Below are 22186 nucleotides of genomic sequence, written 5' to 3' on the forward strand. Positions count from 1 at the left end.
CCCGCTCACCCCTGCGCGACCGGTACCTCGGACGCGCCCCACGCCATGACGTCCACCTCGTCGCCGACCGCCACCTTCCCCTCTCTCAGCACGGAGAACTTCGCGCCGAACACCGTGCCGCCGGCTCCGCGCCGGTATCCGGCCAGCGTGCGGATGGGTTCGGGGCCGCCCTTGGCGCCGCGCTCCTGGTCGACCAGGGTGACGGCGCAGCGGACGGCGAGCTTCGCGTACGCCAGTTCGGTGGCGCCGATCCGTATGCGGTGGGCCCGGTCCTCGGTGTGCGGGACGTCCCAGCCGCCGATCACGAGGTTGGGGCGGAAGCGGTTCATCGGCAGGGGTTCCGCGCCGCGTTCGGCGAGCCTCTCGTTCAGCAGGTCGAGACTGGACCGTGACAGCACGTGCAGCGCACCGCTGTCGGCCCAGCCGGCGGTGCCCGGCGTCCTGCCGTCGGTCACCCGGTCGTGCTCCGGCGGCACCCGCACCAGCCTGCTCGGGGTCGCGAGCACGTCGGAGAGCCACTGCGCGACGGTGTCGCCCTGGTCGATGCCCCGGTACGGCGTCCCGAACAGCTCGACCGGTCGTCGTACGCCGATGGTGTCGACGTCGACGGCCACCTCGCCGTGGTCCGGCGCCCGCAGGGTGAGCCGCTCCCCGGCGGCGTCGATGCCGGGCCGGATCAGCGCGAGCCGTGGGTCGCGCCGCTGCGTCCGGAACCGCCCCTCCGCGCCGACGACCATGAAGGAGCGGTCGTGGGCGAGTCCGGCCGGCGTCACCATCGCCTCGCTCGCCGGGATCCCGGCGCATCCCTTCACCGGGTAGTACGTCAACTCCACGACCTCGACCATGCCCGCCCCCTCCGACGATCAGTACGTTCCCAAAAGGAACCTACCGAGGCCGACCTGCGCCCTGTCAATCGCGTTCCGCCCGAATCGACCTCGAATTGACAGCGCCTGGACCTCGAATTGACAGCGACCGAGGCATGTCAAGAAGATACTGACTCGCTATTCAGTAACCGCCCAGGAGCCCCCATGACCACCCCCCTGCTGTCGCTCACCTGGACAGACCACGTCACCGGCCGCCAGGGCTTCCTGGTCGTCGACCGGCTGGTGCGCGGCGTGTCCAGCGGCGGGCTGCGGATGCGCGAGGGCTGCACCCTGGACGAGGTCACCGGGCTGGCCCGCGGGATGACCATGAAGGAGGCGCTGCACTACGACCCCGAGCGCCGCTACGTCCCGCTGGGCGGTGCCAAGGGCGGCATCGACTGCGACCCCCGGGACCCGGCGGCGTACGCACTGCTCGTGCGCTTCCTGCGCGCGATGCGACCGTACGTCGAGAGCGTCTGGACCACGGGCGAGGACCTCGGCCTGACCCAGGACCTGGTGGACCGGGCGGCGGCCGAGGCGGGGCTCGTGTCCTCGATCCAGGCCGTCTATCCGCTGCTGGACGACGAGGCGTCGGCCCGCAAGCGCCTCGCGGACGCGTTCGCGGTCGAGGTGGACGGCATCGGGCTCGACGAACTCGTCGGCGGCTGCGGAGTCGCCGAGTCGGTGCTCACCGCCCTGGACCGGGCTGGGGTGCCATACGCCGGGACGCGGGTCGCGGTGCAGGGGCTCGGCACGATGGGCGGGGCCACGGCGCGGTTCCTCGCGCGCGCGGGTCTGCGGGTCGTCGCCGTCGCCGACGTCAAGGGCACGATCGCCCACCCCGAAGGGCTGGACGTCGAGGCGCTGCTGGCCGCGCGGGACGCCTACGGCACCGTGGACCGTGCCGCGCTCCGCCCCGGCGACCGTGAACTGCCGGGCGACGCCTGGCTGTCCACCGACGCGGAGGTGCTGGTGCCGGCCGCGGTGTCGTACGCGATCGACGCCACGAACCAGGAGCGGATCACCGCCCGTTGGATCGTCGAGGCGGCCAACATGCCGGTCCTGCCCGCGGCTGAGGCGCTGCTGGCCGGGCGGGCCGTCACGGTGCTGCCGGACGTGGTCGTGAACTCCGGTACCAACGCCTGGTGGTGGTGGACGCTCTTCGGCGACATCGGCGCCGACGCGGACGAGGCGTTCACCCACACCCGCCGCTCGATGCGCGCCCTGGTCGAGCAGATGCTGGCTCGCGCGGAGGCCGACGGGACGTCGCCGCGGGCCGCCGCGCACGCGATCGTCGCGGACCGGCTGCCGGTGATCGCCGAGCGGTTCGGGTGGTACCGGTGACACCGGGCCGCCGCACGCGTGACGCCCGGACCGGCGGTCGCGTCTCGCCACTCAGGGTGACGGATTAGGGTGACCGCGTGGCGAGAGTGCGGTTGAGCGTGGCCGAGCGGCGCGAGGAGTTGCTGCGGGCCGCCATCGGGCAGATCGAGGCGCGGGGTGTGGCGGCGGTCAGGATCGCCGACGTGGCCTCGGTGCTCGGGGTGAGCAACGCGCTGGTGCTGTACCACTTCTCGACCAAGGAGAAGCTGGTCGCCGCCGCGTTCGCGTACGCGGCCGAGGACGACCTCGCCCAGCTGCGCAAGCTCCTCGGCCGCCGGACGACGGCGCTACGACGGCTGCGGTCGGCCGTGCGCTGGTACGCGCCCACGGGTCAGGCCAAGGGCTGGCGGCTGTGGATCGAGGGCTGGGCGGTGGCGCTGCGCGAACCCGCGCTCCAAGAGGTCACCCGCGACCTCGACAAGCGGTGGAAGGCGGCGCTCGCCGAGGTCGTCGCGGAGGGCGTGGCCGCGGGCGAGTTCCGGTGCCCGGACCCGGCCGCGACCGCCCTGCGACTGACCGCCCTGCTCGACGGACTCGCCGTCCAGCTGACGTCGTACCCGGGAGCGGTGTCCCGCGCGCGTGCCCAGGAGTGGGTGGATGAGGCGCTGGCCCGGGAACTCGGGCTGGAGGCCGACACGTTGAGCGCCCAGAAGCGCTGAAGGCCCGGCCCGGCCCGGCCGGGGAGAGCGACCCCTCAGTCGGCTCGTACACCTCGGCCCCGCACCGTAAAGACGGACCCCCCAGGCCGGCTCGTACACCTCGGCCCGCCGCAAAGACGGACCCCTCAGGCCAGCTAGTACACCGCCGTGACCGTCGCCGTCGCCTTGATCTCCCCCGGCGCCACCGGTGCGCCGACGAAGCCGCCGGCGGGCGCGTGCGCGGCGACCGGCGCGGCCGGGGCGAGATAGCCGGTGCCGCCCTCGCTGAGCGAGACGAGGCGGCCGAGGTGGAGGCCGCTGAGGCGGGCGTACTGGGCGGCCTTGGCGTGGGCGTCGTCGTGCGCGGCCTTGCGGGCGCGGGCCTGAAGCGGGCGCCGGTCGTCGAGGTCGAGGTCGAGGACGACGGAGTTGATGCGGCCCGCGTCGTCGGTGGCGTCGGTGATCGCCTGGAGGAGCGCGCCCGTGGCGGCCGGTTCGCGGACCTTGATCGCGAAGGACTGGGCGGCCCGGTAGCCCTTCGGCGTGGACGTGCCGTCGGTGTAGTCGTGGACCGGGCTGAGGGAGACGTTCTCGGTACGGACGTCCCGGTCGGCGATCCCCTGGGCGTGCACCGCCTTCACCAGGGCGGCGGAGGCCGTGTTCTGCGCCTTCAGCGCGGCCCGCGTCGTCTTGGCGACGGCCTCCACCCCGGTGCCACGACGGTGGGCAGAACCAGGGCCAGGAGGGTCGCGGCGATCGCCGCGACCGGCGTACGGGGAACGGGCATGCGGGTCCGGTCCTTCCGAGGTGGGGTGACGGTGCGGTCATCCCAACATCACGTCATGGACCGGACCGCACACCACTCCCGCGCGGTCACCTCACTGGTGGATCACGTGCCCGGTCAGGCCACCTTGCCGATCCGCAGCTTGATGTCGTCCGGCGACAGCGCGCCCTTGGCCGTCACATGGTCGCCCGAGGACTCGCCGCGCAGCCGCCGCCCGATCCACGGCACCAGGTACTCCCGCGCCCAGTGGACGTCGTCACGTCGCACGTCGAGCGTGCCGCGGGGCGGCAACGGCGGCCACGGCTGGTCGGGGTCGGCGGGAACCTCGAGGCCGAGCACCTGGCCCGCGCGCAGCGCCACGCGCGTGTGCCCCTCGGGAGAGAGGTGGAGCCGGTCGCCGTCCCAGGCCCGGCGGTCCTGGACGGTCTTCAGGGACCACAGGTCGAGCACCGGACAGCCGTACCGGTCGGCGATGGCCCGCACATGTCCGTTGTACGTGGCGATCTTGCCGCGCAGATGCTTGAGCACGGGTACGCCACGGGTGTCGAAGCCGGTCGTCACCAGGACGGTGCCGGCGACGGAGGTGAGCCGGCCGATCGCCCGCTCGAAGCGCTCGGCGACCTCGTCGGGGTCGGTGCCGGGCCGGATGATGTCGTTGCCGCCCGCGCAGAAGGAGACCAGGTCGGGGGCGAGTTCCACGGCCTTGGGAAGCTGGTCCTCGACGATCTGGTCGAGGAGCTTCCCGCGCACGGCGAGGTTGGTGTACCTGAAGTCGCCCTCGGGCCGCCGGTCCGCGAGAAGTACCGCGAACCGGTCGGCCCAGCCGACGAACGCCCCGTCCGGGCCGGGATCGCCCACGCCCTCGGTGAAGCTGTCCCCCACCGCAACGTACGACCCGATCACTGCTCTGCTGTCACTCTTCGAATCGTCTGCCACATCGACCCATGATTCCCCTTCGAATGTGACCTACGCGACCGTAAGGAAGGGTTGACGTGCGGTGAGATAAGCCACTCCTAAAGTGTTGGCCAAGCCCGGAATACACCTTGGATCAGCGATGTTGTGGGCTCAACCGCCACACCCTGAAGTCGCTGAAGCGGAAGTGGCTCCAGGTGGTGCGGAAGGCGAAGTGCCCACTGGTGTACGGCTCCGGGTCGGTGTAGTCGAAGACGAGCTGCCCGTTGACCCACCACCGCTGGGTGGAGCCGTCGGAGACGATCCGCACCCGGTGTGGTTCGTTCGCGGTGAGCAGCGGCTGTGTGTAGTCGTAGATCAGTGGGCGTACTCCGGGCTCGCCGGCGTACCGGCGCAGCCGCGAGGTGGTGTTGGTGTTGGCGCCGAAACCGACGTAGTAGGTCTTGAGGTAGTCGTACTCGGCCAGGGCCCCGCCGCGCTGGGTGGCGAAGAGGTCGTCGGGGGATCGTACGTCGGTGGCGTTCCAGAAGTTGTTGAGGTCGGAGACGCGGTCGTTGACGCCGCCCTCGGACACGGGGATCGCCGTGTACTCGACGACGTACGGGCCTTCGAGGCGTTGCTTGAACCAGATCGTCGCGCCGGCGGGCACATCGGACTCCAGAACGCCGCGGGCGGCGGTGACGGAGCCGCCCTTCTCCAGCTCCACGGCCCACTGACCGAGGCCGTGCCGGAAGTCGTCGTGGGCGATGAGGCGGCGGTGCCGGGGCGTCGCGCTCGCGCTGGTGGCGGGGGCGAGGGCCGCGAGGGCGGCTCCTGCGGCAAGGGCTCCGAATGCTCTACGCGTGGCGGTCACGGGAGACGGCTCCTTCGGGAAGGGTGAGGGCGGGCTTCGGCACCCGACGGGTCTCGGTGCCGAGGTAGTAGTCGGTGTAGGTGGACTGGAGATAGCCGCGCACGGTCCAGCCGAGCCGGTACTCGGGGTTCTGGGCGAGCGTGTAGATGCGCGTCCTTGTCGGCTCGGTGGTGGTATAGAGGCGCAGCGCGGTGTGGTCGGCGGTCTCGGCGAGGATCTCCTCGCGCCAGTCGCCGAGGAGGTCGCCGTAGAACGGGGTCGCGTTGCGGGCGCCGGAGACGACTCCGGACGGCGCGAAGATCTTCGCGCTGGTCTCGGTCGCCGGGTCCCATTTCTCGACGTGGGTGTAGTCGAGGTTCTCGGAGGCCTTGTCGCCGTCCCACCAGATGCGGAAGTTGACGCTCGGCGTCGTCGTGGAGACCTTCCCGTCCTGCACGTTGCGCACGCCCGCGCCGGGCGCGGTGACGTCGGCGGTGGAGGTCCAGTACTCGTAGCCGGGGTGGTTCGGGTCGATGTCGCCGGTGCTGCCGCGGCCGACGTCGATATCGGTGTCGTTGACCCAGTCGGCGGGGTGCTGTCCGGTGACGAGACGTTCACCGGTGTCGGCGTCGTAGTAGTACCAGGGGAAGTCGGGGACGACACCCAACTCGGCCTGCTGGATGGCGAATCCCTCCAAGCCCGGCCGGTCGGGGTCGAGGTCGGCGATGTGGAAGCGGTCGCCGTGCCCTGCGCCGTCGACGACGTAGCGCAGGGTGCCGTCGCTGTTGACGACGTAGTTGCCGTCGGCGATCTCGTCCTTGCCGTCGAGGTCGACGTCGACGGTTCGGATCTGGTGGAAGCTGGTCGCGCCGCTGTCGGCCGGCACGACGTACTTCCAACGCGGCGTCAGGTCGGTGCCGTTGAAGTCCCAGGTCTGGAAGAGGATGCGGAAGGCGCCGCGCTTGGCGCCGACGCGGGTGACCAACTTGGTGACCAGGCTGGGGTGTTCGCCGTCCAGGTAGGCGATGCCGAAGTGACCGCCGGAGGGCCCGTCGGCGACGAGGTCGTCCGGGACCGGCTGCCGGGTGCGCTCGACACCGGTCGCGCCGTCGATGACCGAGACGAACTGGTTCGCCGGTGAGGCCGCGGTGACCCGGGCGCCGTCGGCGAAGGTGGTGCCGGCGGCCGTGTGCACCAGCACCTCGGCCCTGCCGTCGCCGTCCAGGTCGAACACCGTGACGTTGTCGTCGTTGCGGTAGCCGCCGATCGCCGTGGAACCGCTGATCGCGGCGGGCGCAGGGTCGTTGGCGCCGTTCCCGCCCACCTGCGTGTACGAGCCCGGGCCCTGGTCGACGCGCCACAGCCGCTCGCCGGTCAGCGTGTACGCCTCCAGCAGGTCGGGCTTGTCCCGGGTCCCGGAGAGCCTGCTGACGACAAGCTCGTAGCGTCCGTCACCGTCGAGATCGCCGGGCCAGGCGTGCTGCACGGTGTACCCGTCGGCGGCAGCGAGCGGGATCTCGGCATAGCCGTCCGTGAAGTCGAGGGCGGACGAACTCGACCGCAGCTCATGCCCGTTGACGACGGCTCGGACGGTGTACGTACCGTTGCCGGGCGAGTCGTCCTGGTACGTCGTGGACTGGATGACCGGCGTACGGTTCAGCCGTCGCCCGTTCTTGTAGACGTTGAAGGCGATGGAGTTGCCGTACCGGGCGTACTCGGTGCCGAGCAGGCGCCAGCTCAGGAAGGTGCCGTCCCCGGACGGTACGGCGACCAGCCCGCGGTCGAGGTTCTCGACGACCCGGCGCGGGGTTTCCCCGGCGCGTGCGGCAGGCGCGGCTGGTGCGGCGGGCGCGGAGAACAACCCGGCCAGCAGGGCCGCCGCCGCGACGGCGACGGTTCTTCGGCGGTGCACTAGTGCTCCTTTGCGAGAAGGTCGATGAGGCGGTCGGCCACCTTGCGATGACCTTGCGCACTGGGGTGGACGGTCCCGTTGAAGTCCCCGTCCGCCGGGGAGAGCCAGTCGGTGGTGTCGACGAACTCGACGCGGTCGTCGGCGAGTTCGTCGACGACGGCCGCGATGTCGTCGGCATGCGCGCCGTTGAAGGGCCGCAGGGCGAGAAGGCGGGCGTGCGGCGCGGCGGCCCGCAGCTGGTCGAGATAGGCGCGGTAGGCGGCACGGAACTCCGCCGAGCCCCACGCGGTGTCATTGGTGCCCTGGTTCACCACGATCACATCGGCGCGACGATCCGCGTCCGCCCTGGAACCGGCGTAGTTCCAGCCGTATGCGTCCGACGCCGCGGGCACTCCCCCGTTGCCGGTCTGGATCACGCCCTGCCGTCCGAAGCCGACCTGGGTGAGGGAGGCGTGCAGGGCGTCGGCGACCAGGGTCGGGTAGGCGGCGGTGCCGTCGGCGCAGTCGGAGGTGTTCACCTCGCACAGGGCCATGACGCCCTGCGTGATGGAGTCACCGTAGAAGGCGAACTGCCGTTGCGGCACCGGTCGTTGCGGCAGCAGTCGGCCGCGCACCCCGGTCAGGACCACGCCGGTCTCCAGAGGCGGTGTCCACCGGTTCGCGCGGGAGAACACGTCCTTCACGGCCAGTTCGACCCGGTGCGGGCCACGCCCGGCCGCGCGGATCTCGATGTCCTCGCGGTCGACGGCGTACCGCCGCTTAGGGCCGCCGTCGACGGACACATAGATCTGTGCGGGCACGGTGATCGACGAGATGTCGAAGAGGGCGTGGGCGCTGTCGCCGGTGAAGCGAAAGCTCAGCCGGGAACCGGAGTTGACGGTGACCGCCGCCTCCGCGGTACGCCCCCAGTGGCCCTCGTACACGAGCCGCCGGTCGTCCGGCCGTACGACGTCCTCGGAGGCCGCCACCGGCCGTACCGCACCCATCACCAACCCGACGGTCACCGCCGCGATCAAGCTGGCACGTCTCATGACGGGATCCGGTCTCCGATCAGGGCCAGGTTCTGTATCGCGGCAAGCGCCCACTGGGCGGACGAGTTGGTGGAGATCCACGGGATCTCCTCGGTCGTCCGGAGCACGGCCGGCGTCTTGATCGTCACGGGGTTCCAGTCGTTGGACGGGAAGTAGGTGTCGCTGCCGGTGAAGAACTCGTTCCACGCGCGGGTGGCGAGCGTCGGATCGTTCTTGCGCTGTGCCGCGTAGGCGGTGATCCGTGAGTGCGCGGCGGGCAGCGCCGACTTCCAGGTGGAGCCGGTGAGTTGCTTCTTCTGGGCGTCGGTGGCGTTGTAGTACTGCGCGTAGTTCAGCCAGGCGGTACGGAACTCGGGCTCCTCGTCGCCGAACAGCGACACGAGTTCGCTGTTGGTCTCGACGAGGCCGAAGACGGCACTCAGGTGGGACACGCTCACGGCCGTGCTCGTGGTGATCGCGAACTTGCCGGTGTCCGCGTCGAGCAGACCGGCGCCGGTGAAGAACCCGTTGGGCTGCGCGGCGATCGTCCGCAGCGAGTTGACCAGCTTGGCCTTCGCCTTCTCGGCGTTCGGGCCCCGTCGCTCCCACTCGGTGAGCCAGGCCGCCGAGATCCCGCCCCAGTCCGTGCCGAAGCCGACCGAGAGGGCGTGCCGGTCGCCGGGTGTGTAGCCGTCGGTGCGGACCTTGCGCTGCGGGTCGACCTCCAGGAACGTCCGCTCCACGTCCACGAGTTCGCTCAGCAGGTCACCGGTGCGCTCGTCGCCGGTGAGGAAGTAGAAGAAGCGGCGGTTGGCGGCCGTGGAGATACGGACCTGCTTGGCGCTGTCCGCCCAGTGCTGCACTCCGTGCCGGGTGCCGAGTCCCGCCCACTTGCCGAGGTGGTAGACGTCGACCTCGCCGGTGTGCCGGGTCATGGCCTCCGCGAACCGGAAGACCTCGGCGGAGCCGGTGCGCAGGAAGTGGTACCAGAGCCAGAGGTCGGTCCCCAACTCCGAGTTGTCCCATGCGTAGCCGCCGACGTCGTACCGCCAGACGTGCCGGTCGTTGTCGTAGGTGTGCTGGACGTCGCCGTAGTCCAGGAACCCGTACCAGCGGTGCTGTTCGCGCTGGTCGCGGTAGTAGGCGAACAGGTCGTCGAGGTGGTCCTCGACGGCCGTCCGCGCCTTGTCGGACCGGTCGACCGGCGCCCAGTCGCCGAACACCCCGGCAGCGTGCAGCCGTTGGGGCGTGGCGGTGAGCAGCGGCGGGGTCGCGGTGGCGGCGGCCTGCGCGGCGAGCGCGGTGGCCGTCGGTGTCTTCTCCAGTGCCCAGAAGGTCAGTTCGCTGGTGCGGGCGATGCCGTACGGGGTGCCGAAGCCGGGTTCGTAGTCCTCGTACGTGATCTCCAGACCGCCGTCGGACTGCTCGTCGTACGTGTCCTGCCCCAGGCCGTCGTGGTAGAAGCGCAGGTCGAGCGGCTGGGCCTCCGGCGAGTACAGCCATACGGTGGCCTCGGCGGCGTCTCCCGCGGCTCCGCGTACGTCCAGCTGGGCCGGGTGGCGCTGCCAGAAGTCCCGTAGGCCGAAGGAGAGTCCGCCGCTCGCGCCGCCGACGTAACCGAAGCCTCCGGCGCGGCGGCCGGCCGCGGCGTGGATCCAGCCGTAGCCGGCCTTGGTGCGTTTACGGACGCTGTAGCCGTCGGCGTTGGGCTGGGTGAGGGTGTAGTCGCCCCAGGTGGGGATGTAGGCGAGGCGACTGGCGACTCGGGTGTCCCAGGTCGAGGTGTCGGGCAGCCGCTCACCGGCGGTCTGGGCCGCGCGGACCGCCGCCCCGGGGTCGCGGCGCAGCCCGGTGATGCCCTGGACGGCCTCGCTGAACAGGCCGCCGTCGGAGTCGGCGAACCGCACATGGCGGTCGTAGGGCTGATCGCTCAGCGGCACGGTGAAGCGCACGCCGAGACCGCGCAGGAAGTCGCCCTCGTCGGAGCCGGGCGTCTGCTCGCCGTCCCAGACGAAGGTGTGGACGAGCCGGAAGGACTCGGCTCCCGCGAAGAAGGCGAACCGCAGGACGAACGGCAGCCAGTCGCGGCCGCCGTGCCGGTGCCGGCCCTCGACCCGGACGACGGCCCGGACCGGTCCGTCCTGCTCCACCTCGACCTTCTCGATCCGGCCCAGGAAGCGCGCGACGTCCGCCCCGTCCCGTACGGACTCCTGCCGCAGCGCGACCAGCTTTCCGTCCCGGGCGATCTCGGCCGAGCCCCGCCGCACGCTCCGTACGACGGTGTCGGACCCCTTCGCGCCGAACACGGCCGTGATCACACCGGTCGACACCTCCACGCGGCCCGCGGAGCGGGTGACCGTGACCTTCCGTTCCGGCGCGGCCGGGGTGCCCGCCGCCAGCTTGTAGGCGGAGGCCTTCGGCGCGCCGGGCGCGAGGGCGTGGGCCGTCCACTTCACCGAGCCGTCGGGCCAGTAGCCGGTGACCCAGCTCTGGACGGGAACGTCGTCACCGGCGGCGGTCGTCAGCCGGAACGGCTGCTCCGGCCGGTACGCCCCGCGCGCCCAGGGCACGCCCCAGGTGGCACCGGCGTGGACGTCGGGGGCCGAGCCCTCCAGCCAGCGCAGTTCGGTGTCGTCGGCGTCCGCCGCGGTGGCGGTGCGGGACAGGGCCCAGGAGAACTGGGCCGCGGCGGCCGCGGCTGCGGCGCCTTTGATGACGGTGCGTCGGTCGACGCCGGGCACGGGGACCTCCGGATGCGGGTGCGGATGCGGACGCGGATGTGCGTAGAAAGCGCTTGCATCGCTTCGGAGATCACTGTGGTCCCACCCTCCCCTCCCTGTCGACGGTTTGGACAGCCGCGCCACAAGACCGCAATGAAGCGATCATGAAACGGCAAGACCCAACACCGAAGGCCGGACCCGGGGATCGGGGTCCGGCCTTCGGTGGCATCGGGGGGAGCGTCAGCCGACGGCGACACCCTTCGAGCGGAGGTACGCGACCGGGTCCACGTCCGAGCCGTAGTCCGGCGTGGTGCGGATCTCGAAGTGGAGGTGCGGTCCGGTGACGTTGCCGGTGGCGCCGGAGAGGCCGATCTGCTGGCCCTCGGTGACGGTCTGTCCGGACGAGACCGAGAGCGCGGACAGGTGGGCGTACTGCGCGTAGTAGCCGTCGGCCAGCTTGATGACGACCTGGTTGCCGTACGCGCCGCCCCAGCCGGCGGAGACGACGGTGCCCGCGGCCACGGCCTTCAGCGAGGTGCCGGTCGGGACGACGAAGTCGGTGCCCGTGTGGTAGCCGCTGGACCACATGCTGCCCGCCGTGTGGTAGGCGGTGCCGACGGTGGCGCCGACCACGGGGAGGGTGTAGCCGCTGGAGCCGGCGGTGCTGGTCGACTCGCTGCTCCGGGTGGCCGTCGTCGTGTCCGAGGAGGACGAGGACTTCTCGGCACTCGTGGACTTGTCGGAGCTCGCGGACTTCTCCGCGCTCGCCGACTTGTCCGTGCTCGCCGCCGCCTTCTTGCCCAGCGTGAGCTTCAGGCCCGGGTGGATGAGCGACGGGTCGGACCCGACGGCCTCGCGGTTGTCCGAGTACAGCTTCTTCCAGCCGCCGGTGACGTTCTGCTCGTCGGCGATCTTCGAGAGGTAGTCGCCCGCCCGCACCGAATAGGTGCGCACGGTCGCGGTGTTCGCGGCACCCTTCTTCTGCGCGGCCTTCTCGGTGGCCGTCTTCTCGACCACCGGAAGGGACTGGGCGGCCTTTTCCGAAACCGACTGCGAGACGGACTGCGGGGTGGCCGCGTGGGCGCCGGCGGCACCCATCAGAGGCAGGGCGAGTGCGGCGCCACCGGTACCGGCGACGGCGATCGAGCGGGTGAGGCGCTGGGACCTCGGGCGGCGGTGCTTACCCTTCGCGGGCATGGCGAATTCCTCTCCGGCGCCTACGAGGTGAGCTGTCGGGTGCGGACTGGAGATGCCCGGACGCACCGAGGTGCGCCTTAACCCCAAGCCTGTTCCGGAAGACCGGCCCAGGCATTCGTACCTGTGGGTCCCCCGCTCCTGCCGTTCACGGGTGAGTTGCGCGGATTCCGGGCGGCGGCAGGATTGGGCGTCCGTCCGGATTGGTGGCGAACGTAAGCGAGGAAGACGCAAAGGGACAAGTAAGGGGTTCCAGGACGATTGCATTCCTCTTGATCCGCTGTGAATTTCCCGGTCACCCTCCGTGCATTGGTGCCACTTCCCGAAAGGCAAACCCCAGCATTTGAAGGCGCATTACGTGAACATGACGGACGACGCAGGGTCACCGATATGACGCTCCTCACGTGCCGTTTACACAGCTCCCCTTATTCCAGAGCGAGTTGGAATGAAGGCCACGGAAGACGCCAATTCGGACAGAAAGCTCAGATGCGACGCAGTCGGAGAACTGCCGCATCCAGATCGCCCCGCAATCCCACCCGCAGCCCGTGATGCTGCAATACGGCACCTCTGAGAATTTCGCCCGTTTCACGGCATTCATACGACGCCGTCGGGTCGAGGCCCCGCAGGCGCAGCGCCGGGACGGGTTCGCCGTAGTGCTGCGCCTGAAGCCAGGCGAGGACGACGGTCTCGTCCCCGAGGACGTACTGCACGGCGCTCAGTCCGCCGCTCGGGGCCCGCAGCCGGTACTGCTCGCCGCGTTGCACGAGGGGCCGGATGTCCTTGTAGAGCTCCACCCAGTCGCGGGCCTCGGCGAGCTCCTCCTCGGTCCACTGCGTGAGGTCGCCGCCGACGCCGAGCACACCGGCCATGGCGCTGACGAAGCGGAAGCGCAGCGAGCTGACCCGGCCGTTGAGCATGGCGTTCGGACTGTCGGTGACCCAGGCCGCCATCGCGCGCGCGGGGTGGAGCTGGCTGAAGCCGTGCTGGATCGAGAGCCGGTCGAGGGGGTCGGTGTTGTCGGAGGTCCACACCTGGTCCGTGCGGCTCATCACGCCGAGGTCGATCCGGCCGCCGCCACCTGAGCAGGACTCGAAGGCGACGCCGGGGTGCGCGGCCCGCAGCCGGTCCAACAGGGCGTAGAAGGCGTGCACATGGTCGACCCAGAGCCGCTGCGGGTAGGACTCGCTCGGCCAGCCCGCATCCGTGAAGCAGCGGTTGAAGTCCCACTTCACATAGTCGATCGGGGCGCTGGACAGCAGGGCGTCGAGCTGCCCCCAGAGGTACTCCTGGACGTCCTCGCGCGCGAGGTTGAGGACGAGCTGGTTGCGCAGTTCCGTCCGCTTTCGTCCCGGTTGGAACTGCACCCAGTCCGGGTGTGCCCGGTACAGGTCGCTGTCGGGGTTGACCATCTCGGGCTCGACCCAGATGCCGAACTGCATGCCGAGGGCGTGCACGGATTCGGCGAGGGGCTTCAGGCCGCCCGGGAAGCGGTCGCGGTTGACCGTCCAGTCGCCGAGTCCGGCGCGGTCGCTGGTACGGGCGCCGAACCAGCCGTCGTCGACCACGAACAACTCGACGCCGATGGCCGCGGCCCGCCGCGCGAGGGCTTCCTGCTGCTCCTCCGAGATGTCGAACTCGGTGGCCTCCCAGGAGTTGAACAGCACCGGCCGGTCCTGCTCCGCGTCCGGGATGACGTAGGCCCGCTGGTAGGCGTGCCACGCGCGACTGGCGCCGCCGAACCCGCCCTCGCTCCACAGACCGGCGAAGACGGGCGTGGTGAACGACTCGCCCGCCACGAGGCGCAGCAGCCCCGAGTCGTCGTATCCGGCACCGCCGGTGATCTGCACGCGCGCGTCGGGGAGCTGGGCCACCGCGATCCGCCAGGAGCCGGACCAGCCGAGGGCGCAGCCGTAGACCTCGCCGCGCTCCTCGGTGGCGTCGGAGTCGAGGGCGACCCAGGGCAGGTGCTGGTGGCCGGTGTGGCCGCGGCGGCTGCCGATGACCTTCTCACCGTAGGTGAGGGGGGAGCGTACGAGCCGGGACTCGGCGGCCCAGCGGCCGTGCAGCTGGGAGAGCCGCCAGTCCTCACGGTCGGGCAGGGTCCAGGTGGCGGAGTCCGCGCGGAGCAGCTCCAGGGCGTCCGCTCCCTGGTTCTCCAGGGTCGTCCAGCGCTCCACCACATCGCCGCGCATCCGGTAGTGCAGCGTAATGACGAGCCCACCGTCCCGGAACCGCAGCCGCAGCTCCTCGGCGTCGGTCTCGTACGTCTCGAAGCTCCACTCGGTGCCACGGCCCGCGTCGGTGCGCACCGACAGCGCGGGCCGGACGAAGCGGGGGCCGCCCTCGACCGGGTACTCCTCGCGTCCGTCGAGCGGGGACTCGAAGGGCCAGTAGTCGGGCAGCGGACGGACCGCGAGGGCCTCGGCGTCGGCCAGCGTGATCGCCGGCCCCCAGTGCAGATGCAGCAGCTCGTCGGCCTCGGTGAGGTGGACGGCGTAGCTGCTGGCGGGCCCGGTCAGGAGCCAGGTGCGGCCGTTGGGGGCGATCTCCAGCATGGAACCTCACAGATGCGAACAGGGTCGAACAGTGGTACTCAAGTACCAACATCATCAAGGGCCGGGGGCCCTGGATGCAACGCCTGTGGACAACTCATTGCCCCAGGAACCCATGTCGTATCGTCGGAGGGTGCCCGTCGGCGAGCCGCGGCGACGGCGCCGACTGCGAGGAGCCCCCGTGACGCAGCAGATCCCGTCGACCGAACCCGAGCTGACCGGAGTCCGCAACTTCCGTGACGTGGGCGGTCTGCCGACCGAGGACGGCCGGCGGGTGCGGTACGGGGTGCTGTTCCGCAGCGGCCATCTCGCACACGCCACCGACGAGGACGCCGCGTTCCTGGACTCCCTGGGCCTGCACACGATCTTCGACTTCCGCAACGCGTCGGACCAGAAGCTGGAGGGCCCCGACGTCGAGCTGGCGGGTGTGCGCAATGTGAACCTGCCGCTGAGCGACCCGGCGGACGGCTCCGAGTTCTGGAAGATGGTCCGGGACGGCGAGATCGAGCAGCTGCGCGAGATCCTCGGCGACAACAAGGCGGCGAACCGGATGATCGCCTCCTACCGGAAGATCGTGAAGGAGCGCACCGCCGAGCACGCGCGCGTGCTGCACTCCCTCGCCGAGGACAGCGTGCCCGCGCTGATGCACTGCGCGGCGGGCAAGGACCGCGCGGGCCTGTCGATAGCGGTGACCCTGCTGGCGCTCGGTGTGGAGCGGGAGGCGATCGTCGCCGACTACCTGGAGTCCAACGCCAAGCACCGTCGCTACAAGGTGCACCGCAGCAGCAGCTCGGCCGCCGCGTACTCCCCCGAGGTCATGGAGCTGCTCGCGCCGCTCTTCGACGCGCGCGCCGAATATCTGCGGGCCGCCTTCGAGACCATCGAGGAGACCTGGGGCGACGTCGACACCTATCTGGAGCAGGGTCTCGGCGTCACCCCGGAGATCCGGGAGCGGCTGCGCGAGCGCCTGCTCGACTGACGCTTCACTGCCCGGCGCCCACCTCGAAGAGCAGGTAGACGAAGGCCGCGAACACATGCCCGGCGGCGATGTAGATGATCAGCCGTACCCACAGGGCTCGCGGGAACTTCTCCTCCATGTCGGTCATGGCGTCTCTCCAGGGGTGGGGCCCAGGCACAGGGTGGCCGTGGGGCTCTGCAACAGGGTGTGGACGAACAGCAGCTCGGTCCCGTCGGGGTCCTGGGCCGCGAGGCGGTGCGGGGTGAGCGAGTCGAAGTGCGCGCTGTCGCCCGGGCCGAGAAGGTGCGTCGCGTCCCCGAGGCGGAGCCTGAGTCGGCCGCGCAGGACGTACAGCCACTCCTCGCCGGGATGCACGCGCACGATGTCGCCCTGTGAGCCGTACGGCACCTGCACCCGCAGCGCCTGCATGCCGCGCCCGGCCGCACCGGCCTGCCAGTAGGTCCAGCCGCCCGCGGCGGTCGGTTCCATGTCGGCGGCGCGCACCACGGCGTCCCGCTCGGCGACCGTCTCGCCGAGCAGTTCGGAGACGGTCGTACCGTAGATACGGGCGAGCGCGAGCAGCATCGGCAGCGAGGGCTGGCGCTGCCCGGTCTCCAGCCGGGACAGATGCGCGGGCGAGAGCCCGGCGGCCCGGGCGGCGGCCTCCAGGGTGAGGGAGGCGCGGCGCCGCAGCGCACGCAGTTGCGGTGCGACGGCGGGCAGGGCGTCGGCCGCCTCTGATTCCGGAGAGCTCATGCTCTCCATTCAGCCGGATGCTTGCCTCCAGGGCAATTTTCTTGCCTCAGAGGCAAACCGGCGAGGCAAACCGCTGTCTCCTCCAAGGGCTACCTGTTGGCCACCGCCTGCTTCACCAGCGTCTTGCCGAAATCCCACATCAGCCCGCCCCCACCATGGGCGTCATCCATGATCTCCGTGAAGGCCTCGACGAACCGGTCCACCTCCCGCTCCCCCACGGTCAGCGGCGGGATCAGCTTGATCACCTCCAGGTGGTCGCCGGAGACCTGGGTGAGGATCCGGTGCCGCTGGAGCAGCGGTACGACGACCATCTGGGCGAACAGGCCCTTGCGCGCGGCCTGGAGCATGGTCCAACGGCTGCGCAGCCCGAGCGACTTGGGCCGCCCGAACTCGATGCCGACCATGAGACCCCGGCCGCGGACGTCGGCGAGCAGCTCGTACTTGTCGACGAGCGCCCCGAGCCGGGACTTGAGCAGCTCGCCGGTCACCCGGGCGTTGGCGACGATCTGCTCGTTCTCCATCACGGACAGGACCGCCAGGCCCGCCGCCATGGCCTGCGCGTTGGAGCCGAAGCTCGCCGAGTGGACCAGGACGCGGTCGATCGACGAGTAGACCTTCTTGAAGATCCAGTCCTTGCCGAGCGTGGCGCCCACCGGGACGTACCCGCCGGACAGTGCCTTGGCGACGCACACCAGGTCGGGCTCGACGCCGTCCTCGTGCTGGTAGGCGTAGAAGTCGCCGGTCCGCCCGAGGCCCGTCTGCACCTCGTCCGCGATGAGGAGCGCCTTGTGCCTGTGGAGCAGCTCCTGGGCGGCGCGCAGATAGCCGGGCGGGGTCTCGTGGACGCCCTTGCCCTGGATCGGCTCGACGATCAGGGCGGCGACGTCGCCCTTCTTCAACTCCCTTGCCAGGGCGTCGAGATCACCGAGGGGTACGGCCGTGTCGGGCAGCAGCGGGGCGAAGCCGTCGCGGAAGCCGTCCTCGCCGTTGACCGACAGGGAGCCGGTGGTGAGCCCGTGGAAGGCGTGCTCGCAGTAGAGGACGCGGGGCTTGCCGGTGGCGCGGCGGGCGAACTTCAGGGCGGTCTCCACCGCCTCGGTGCCGCTGTTGCCGAAGAACACCCGGTCCAGATGCGGGCTGTACGCGAGCAGCTTCTCCGCCAGCAGCCCGGGCAGCGGCTGGCAGTCGAAGCGGGTGAGGTCGGCGAGCTGGGCGTCGAGGACGTCGTGCAGCGCCTTGCGGACGACGGGGTGATGGCGGCCCAGGCCCATCACCCCGAACCCGGCGAGCATGTCCAGGTAGTCGTTGCCGTCCGCGTCCCAGAAGTAGGCGCCCTCGGCCCGCTCGTAGACCTTGTCGAAACCGATGGTGTGCAACATGCGCGGGAGCTGGTGGTTCAGGTACTTGGTGTGCAGTTCGTAGCGCTCGGCTCCGCGCTCGGCGAGGAGTCTGCCGAGATCGAACTCGGTGGTCATTCGGGTTTCTCCTTGACTGGGCCGTCGGCCTGTTCGGTACGGGCCAGCGCGTCCTCGGCCTCCTTGACGGCCAGCGCGTCCTCCGCCTCCTTGACCGCCAGCGTCTCCTCGGCCTCCTTGACGGCGAGGCTCGCGCTGATCCGGCCGGCGACCTCGACCGGGGTGAGCCCGATGTCGGCGAGCACCTCGCCCCGTTTGGCGTGCGCGAGGAACTGCTCCGGAATCCCGAACCGCCGTACCGGTACGTCGACTTCGGCGTCCCCCAGCGCCAGCGCGACCGCCGCGCCGACGCCGGCCGCACGGCTGTTGTCCTCGACGACGGCCACCAGACGGTGTCCGGCGGCGAGGCCGGGCAGCGCCGGGTCGACGGGCTTGATCCAACGCGGGTCGACGACCGTGCAGTTGATGCCACGGGCCTCCAGCAGCTCGGCCGCCTGGAGGCAGACGGGTGCCATGACGCCGACGGCGACGAGGAGGACGTCCGGCTCCCCCGCGCCGCGGTGCAGGACGTCCATGCCGCCCACGTGGTCGACCGCCTCGATCGACGGCCCGACGGCCTCCTTCGGGAAGCGCACCAGCGTCGGCGCGTCGTCCACCGCGACGGCCTCCCTGAGCTGCGCCCGCAGCTGGTCGGCGTCGCGCGGCGCGGCGATCCGCAGCCCCGGCACGACCTGGAGGATCGACATGTCCCACATCCCGTTGTGGGAGGCCCCGTCGACACCCGTGACGCCCGCCCGGTCCAGGACGAAGGTCACCCCGCAGCGATGCAGGGCGACATCCATCAGCAACTGGTCGAAGGCACGGTTGAGGAAGGTCGCGTACACGGCGACGACGGGATGCAGTCCGCCGGTCGCGAGCCCGGCCGCCGACACGGCCGCGTGCTGCTCGGCGATGCCGACGTCCCACACCCGGTCCGGGAAGCGTTCGGCGAACTTGCCGAGTCCCACCGGGTGCAGCATGGCCGCCGTGATCGCCACGACGTCCTCCCGCTCCTCCCCGATCCTGACGATCTCGTCGCCGAACACCGAGGTCCAGGACGGCCCGTTGGAGGGGGCGAGGGGCTCGCAGGTGAGTGGGTCCATCACACCGACGGTGTGGAAGTGGTCCTCCTCGTGGGCGAGGGCGGGTTCGTAGCCGCGCCCCTTCTCCGTGAGGCAGTGGATGAGCACCGGCCCGTGGAAGCGTTTCGCCCGCCGCAGTGCCGACTCGACGGCCCCGATGTCGTGTCCGTCGATCGGGCCGACGTACTTGAGGCCCAGGTCCTCGAAGAGCCCCTGCGGCGCGAAGGCGTCCTTGAAGCCCTTCTTCGCGCCGTGGAGTGCCTCGTAGACGGTGGTGCCGATGACAGGGGTGCGCTGGAGGACGTTCTTCCCCCAGGCCAGCACCCGTTCGTAGCTGTCGGTCGTGCGCAGGGTGGCCAGGTGGTTGGCGAGGCCGCCGATGGTCGGCGCGTAGGAGCGCTCGTTGTCGTTGACGACGATGATCAGCGGCCGGTCCTTGGCGGCCGCGATGTTGTTCAGCGCCTCCCAGGCCATACCGCCGGTGAGTGCGCCATCGCCGATGACCGCGACCACGTGGCCCTTCTCGCCCTGCACCTGGCGGGCCTTGGCGAGTCCGTCGGCCCAGCCGAGCGCGGTGGAGGCGTGGCTGTTCTCGACGATGTCGTGCTCGGACTCCTCGCGCGAGGGGTAGCCGGACAGACCGCCCTTGCCGCGCAGCTTGGAGAAGTCCTGACGCCCTGTCAGGATCTTGTGCACATAGCTCTGATGGCCGGTGTCCCACACGATGCGGTCGACCGGCGACTCGAAGACCCGGTGGAGCGCGATGGAGAGTTCCACCACCCCCAGGTTGGGCCCGAGGTGTCCGCCGGTCCTGGCGACCGAGTGCACCAGGAACTCTCTGATCTCTTCGGACAGTTCACCGAGTTCCGCCTCGGACAGCGCCTTAAGGTCGCGTGGTCCCCGGATGTTCTCCAGAATGGTCACGCTCGGGCCCCCTTCGGTCCGTGCTGTTCAACTCACGGTGACGGCCGGCTCCCCCGACGCGACGCCGTCCTGCTCCATCTGTTCGGCGATCTTCATCGCCTCCTCGATGAGGGTCTCCACGATCTTCGACTCGGGCACGGTCTTGATGACCTCGCCCTTCACGAAGATCTGCCCCTTGCCGTTGCCGGAGGCGACCCCGAGGTCGGCCTCCCGCGCCTCGCCGGGACCGTTGACCACACAACCCATCACGGCTACCCGCAGGGGCACTTCCATGCCCTCCAGGCCCGCCGTGACCTCGTCGGCCAGCTTGTAGACGTCGACCTGGGCGCGCCCGCAGGACGGACACGACACGATCTCCAGCCGGCGTTGCCTGAGGTTCAGCGACTCCAGGATCTGGATGCCGACCTTGACCTCCTCGGCGGGCGGCGCGGACAGCGACACCCGGATGGTGTCGCCGATCCCCCGCGACAACAGCGCCCCGAAGGCGACCGCCGACTTGATCGTCCCCTGGAAGGCGGGACCGGCCTCGGTGACCCCGAGATGCAGCGGGTAGTCGCACTGCTCGGCGAGCAGTTGGTACGCCGCCACCATCACCACGGGGTCGTTGTGCTTGACGGAGATCTTGATGTCCCGGAACCCGTGCTCCTCGAAGAGCGACGCCTCCCACAACGCCGATTCGACCAGCGCCTCCGGCGTCGCCCTGCCGTGCTTCTCCAGCAACCGCCGGTCCAGCGAACCGGCGTTGACCCCGATCCGGATCGGCGTGCCGTGATCGCGGGCGGCCCGCGCGATCTCCTTGACCTGGTCGTCGAACTTCTTGATGTTGCCGGGGTTGACCCGTACGGCAGCGCAGCCGGCCTCGATCGCCGCGAACACGTACTTGGGCTGGAAGTGGATGTCGGCGATCACCGGGATCTGCGACTTGCGGGCGATGGTGGCCAGCGCGTCCGCGTCGTCCTGCGTGGGGCAGGCGACGCGGACGATCTGGCAGCCGGACGCGGTGAGTTCGGCGATCTGCTGGAGCGTGGCGCCGATGTCGGAGGTGCGCGTCGTCGTCATGGACTGCACCGACACCGGGGCCCCGCCCCCGACCGCCACCGGCCCGACCTGGATCCGCCGCGACTGGCGTCGCTCGGCGATCGGCCGGACCGGCATCTCGGGGACGCCGAGGGAGACGGCGGTCATGACCTCACTCCCGGTTTCCGGAGACCGTCTCGCGCATGGCGCGCAGCGACTCCTTGAGCGAGCCCATGGTGGCGAGGACGGCGGTGGGCTCGTAGCCGCAGTGCGCCATGCAGTTGGCGCAGCGCGGGTCCTTGCCGCGGCCGTACTTGTCCCAGTCGGTCTCCTCGATGAGTTCGCGGTACGTCGGGACGTAGCCGTCGCTCATCAGGTAGCAGGGGCGCTGCCAGCCGAACAGGGAGTAGTTCGGGATCGCCCAGGCGGTGCACGGGAAGTCGACCTTGCCCTCCAGGAAGTCCAGGAAGAGCGGGGAGTGGTTGAGCCGCCACTTCTTGCGGTTGCCGCCCGCGAAGGCCTTCTTGAAGAGCTCGCGGGTCTGCTCCACGCCGAGGAAGTGCTCCTGGTCGGGGGCCTTCTCGTAGGCGTAGGCGGGCGAGATCATCATCTCGTCGACGTGCAGGTCGTCGTTGAGGAAGTTGAGCACCTCGATGATGGTCTGCGGGGTGTCGGTGTTGAAGAAGGTCGAGTTGGTGGTGACCCGGAAGCCGCGCTTCTTGGCCTCCTTGATCGCCTCGACGGCCTCGTCGAACACCCCTTCCTTGGCCACGGACTCGTCGTGCCGCTCACGCAGCCCGTCGATGTGCACGGCGAAGGCGAAGTAGGGCGAGGGCTTGAACTTGTCCATCTTCTTGCGCAGCAGCATGGCGTTGGTGCAGAGGAAGACATACTTCTTCTTCGCCACCAACTGCCGCACGATCTCGTCGATCTGAGGGTGCATCAGCGGCTCACCGCCGGCGATGGACACCATCGGCGCACCGGACTCGAGCACCGCCCCGACGGCCTGCGCCACCGGCATGCGCTGCTTGAGGACGCCCGCTGGATGCTGGATCTTGCCGCAGCCCTCACACTTCAGGTTGCACGCGAAGAGGGGTTCCAGCTCCACGATGAGCGGGAACTTGTCCCGCTTGCGGAGCTTCTGTTCGGCCAAGTATGTAGCGACCTTGATGGACTGACGCAGCGGCATGGCCAT

General features: G+C 70.4%; 18 protein-coding genes and 1 riboswitch. Of the genes, 3 read left to right on the forward strand and 15 right to left on the reverse strand.

The genetic code is table 11. The annotated features are described in order from the left end of the window. Window positions 1-5: 5 nt before the first annotated feature. A complete protein-coding gene (locus OG866_RS06445) occupies window positions 6-845 on the reverse strand; it encodes an MOSC domain-containing protein (protein WP_329332461.1) in 840 nt (279 codons plus the stop codon). 183 nt (window positions 846-1028) lie between these two features. Between OG866_RS06445 and OG866_RS06450 the strand changes: the two genes are divergently transcribed. Beyond that, on the forward strand, window positions 1029-2207 hold the full coding sequence (locus tag OG866_RS06450; protein WP_329332462.1) for a glutamate dehydrogenase: 1179 nt from the start codon (window positions 1029-1031) through the stop codon (window positions 2205-2207). A gap of 77 nt (window positions 2208-2284) precedes the next feature. Continuing rightward, a complete protein-coding gene (locus OG866_RS06455) occupies window positions 2285-2905 on the forward strand; it encodes a TetR family transcriptional regulator C-terminal domain-containing protein (RefSeq protein ID WP_329332463.1) in 621 nt (206 codons plus the stop codon). Between the two features lie 134 nt (window positions 2906-3039). Here OG866_RS06455 and OG866_RS06460 read toward each other — a convergent pair whose 3' ends face one another. From OG866_RS06460 to OG866_RS06495, 8 genes are all read right to left on the reverse strand, one after another. After that, complete coding sequence (locus tag OG866_RS06460) at window positions 3040-3591, reverse strand: SIMPL domain-containing protein (protein ID WP_329332464.1); 552 nt, start codon at window positions 3589-3591, stop codon at window positions 3040-3042. Window positions 3592-3785: 194 nt separating this feature from the next. After that, window positions 3786-4571, reverse strand: coding sequence for an SGNH/GDSL hydrolase family protein (locus OG866_RS06465; protein ID WP_329343953.1), 786 nt, complete (start codon window positions 4569-4571; stop codon window positions 3786-3788). 145 nt (window positions 4572-4716) lie between these two features. Then, complete coding sequence (locus tag OG866_RS06470; RefSeq protein ID WP_329332465.1) at window positions 4717-5433, reverse strand: DUF6250 domain-containing protein; 717 nt, start codon at window positions 5431-5433, stop codon at window positions 4717-4719. Continuing rightward, window positions 5417-7324 (reverse strand): rhamnogalacturonan lyase family protein, encoded by a 1908-nt coding sequence (locus OG866_RS06475; protein ID WP_329332466.1) that lies wholly within the window; start codon window positions 7322-7324, stop codon window positions 5417-5419. Before OG866_RS06475 ends, OG866_RS06470 begins: the two co-directional genes overlap by 17 nt. Continuing rightward, entirely contained in the window at window positions 7324-8355 is a 1032-nt protein-coding gene (locus OG866_RS06480; protein WP_329332467.1) for a GDSL-type esterase/lipase family protein, read from the reverse strand. The genes OG866_RS06475 and OG866_RS06480 overlap by 1 nt, the downstream gene beginning before the upstream one ends. Then, window positions 8352-11075, reverse strand: a complete 2724-nt coding sequence (locus OG866_RS06485) for an exo-rhamnogalacturonan lyase family protein (RefSeq protein WP_329332468.1) — start codon at window positions 11073-11075, stop codon at window positions 8352-8354. The genes OG866_RS06480 and OG866_RS06485 overlap by 4 nt, the downstream gene beginning before the upstream one ends. A gap of 219 nt (window positions 11076-11294) precedes the next feature. After that, window positions 11295-12251, reverse strand: coding sequence for a M23 family metallopeptidase (locus tag OG866_RS06490; RefSeq protein WP_329332469.1), 957 nt, complete (start codon window positions 12249-12251; stop codon window positions 11295-11297). Between the two features lie 2 nt (window positions 12252-12253). Beyond that, a riboswitch (cyclic di-AMP (ydaO/yuaA leader) is annotated at window positions 12254-12424 on the reverse strand. A 306-nt stretch (window positions 12425-12730) separates the two neighbouring features. Then, window positions 12731-14803, reverse strand: a complete 2073-nt coding sequence (locus OG866_RS06495) for an alpha-galactosidase (RefSeq protein ID WP_329332470.1) — start codon at window positions 14801-14803, stop codon at window positions 12731-12733. Window positions 14804-14981: 178 nt separating this feature from the next. On the opposite strand from OG866_RS06495, the gene OG866_RS06500 reads away from it, so the two are divergent. Further along, window positions 14982-15779 (forward strand): tyrosine-protein phosphatase, encoded by a 798-nt coding sequence (locus OG866_RS06500; RefSeq protein WP_329332471.1) that lies wholly within the window; start codon window positions 14982-14984, stop codon window positions 15777-15779. A gap of 4 nt (window positions 15780-15783) precedes the next feature. Here the strand turns inward: OG866_RS06500 and OG866_RS06505 are convergent, their stop codons facing one another. The 6 genes from OG866_RS06505 to hpnH all read right to left on the reverse strand — a co-directional run bounded on the left by OG866_RS06505 (window position 15784) and on the right by hpnH (window position 22186). Further along, the gene (locus OG866_RS06505) at window positions 15784-15906 is read right to left on the reverse strand and encodes a DUF6126 family protein (RefSeq protein WP_329332472.1); all 123 of its coding nucleotides are present in this window, start codon (window positions 15904-15906) and stop codon (window positions 15784-15786) included. Next, window positions 15903-16514, reverse strand: coding sequence for a helix-turn-helix domain-containing protein (locus tag OG866_RS06510; protein WP_329332473.1), 612 nt, complete (start codon window positions 16512-16514; stop codon window positions 15903-15905). The genes OG866_RS06505 and OG866_RS06510 overlap by 4 nt, the downstream gene beginning before the upstream one ends. Before the next feature lie 89 nt (window positions 16515-16603). Continuing rightward, complete coding sequence (locus tag OG866_RS06515; protein ID WP_329332474.1) at window positions 16604-17989, reverse strand: aspartate aminotransferase family protein; 1386 nt, start codon at window positions 17987-17989, stop codon at window positions 16604-16606. After that, window positions 17986-19974: a 1-deoxy-D-xylulose-5-phosphate synthase gene (gene dxs, locus OG866_RS06520; RefSeq protein WP_329332475.1), complete on the reverse strand. Its 1989-nt coding sequence runs from the start codon at window positions 19972-19974 to the stop codon at window positions 17986-17988. Before dxs ends, OG866_RS06515 begins: the two co-directional genes overlap by 4 nt. 27 nt (window positions 19975-20001) lie before the next feature. Beyond that, the gene (gene ispG, locus OG866_RS06525; protein WP_329332476.1) at window positions 20002-21159 is read right to left on the reverse strand and encodes a flavodoxin-dependent (E)-4-hydroxy-3-methylbut-2-enyl-diphosphate synthase; all 1158 of its coding nucleotides are present in this window, start codon (window positions 21157-21159) and stop codon (window positions 20002-20004) included. 4 nt (window positions 21160-21163) lie between these two features. Next, window positions 21164-22186: an adenosyl-hopene transferase HpnH gene (gene hpnH, locus OG866_RS06530; RefSeq protein WP_329332477.1), complete on the reverse strand. Its 1023-nt coding sequence runs from the start codon at window positions 22184-22186 to the stop codon at window positions 21164-21166.

It is taken from the genome of Streptomyces sp. NBC_00663, assembly GCF_036226885.1.
Lineage (GTDB): Bacteria > Actinomycetota > Actinomycetes > Streptomycetales > Streptomycetaceae > Streptomyces.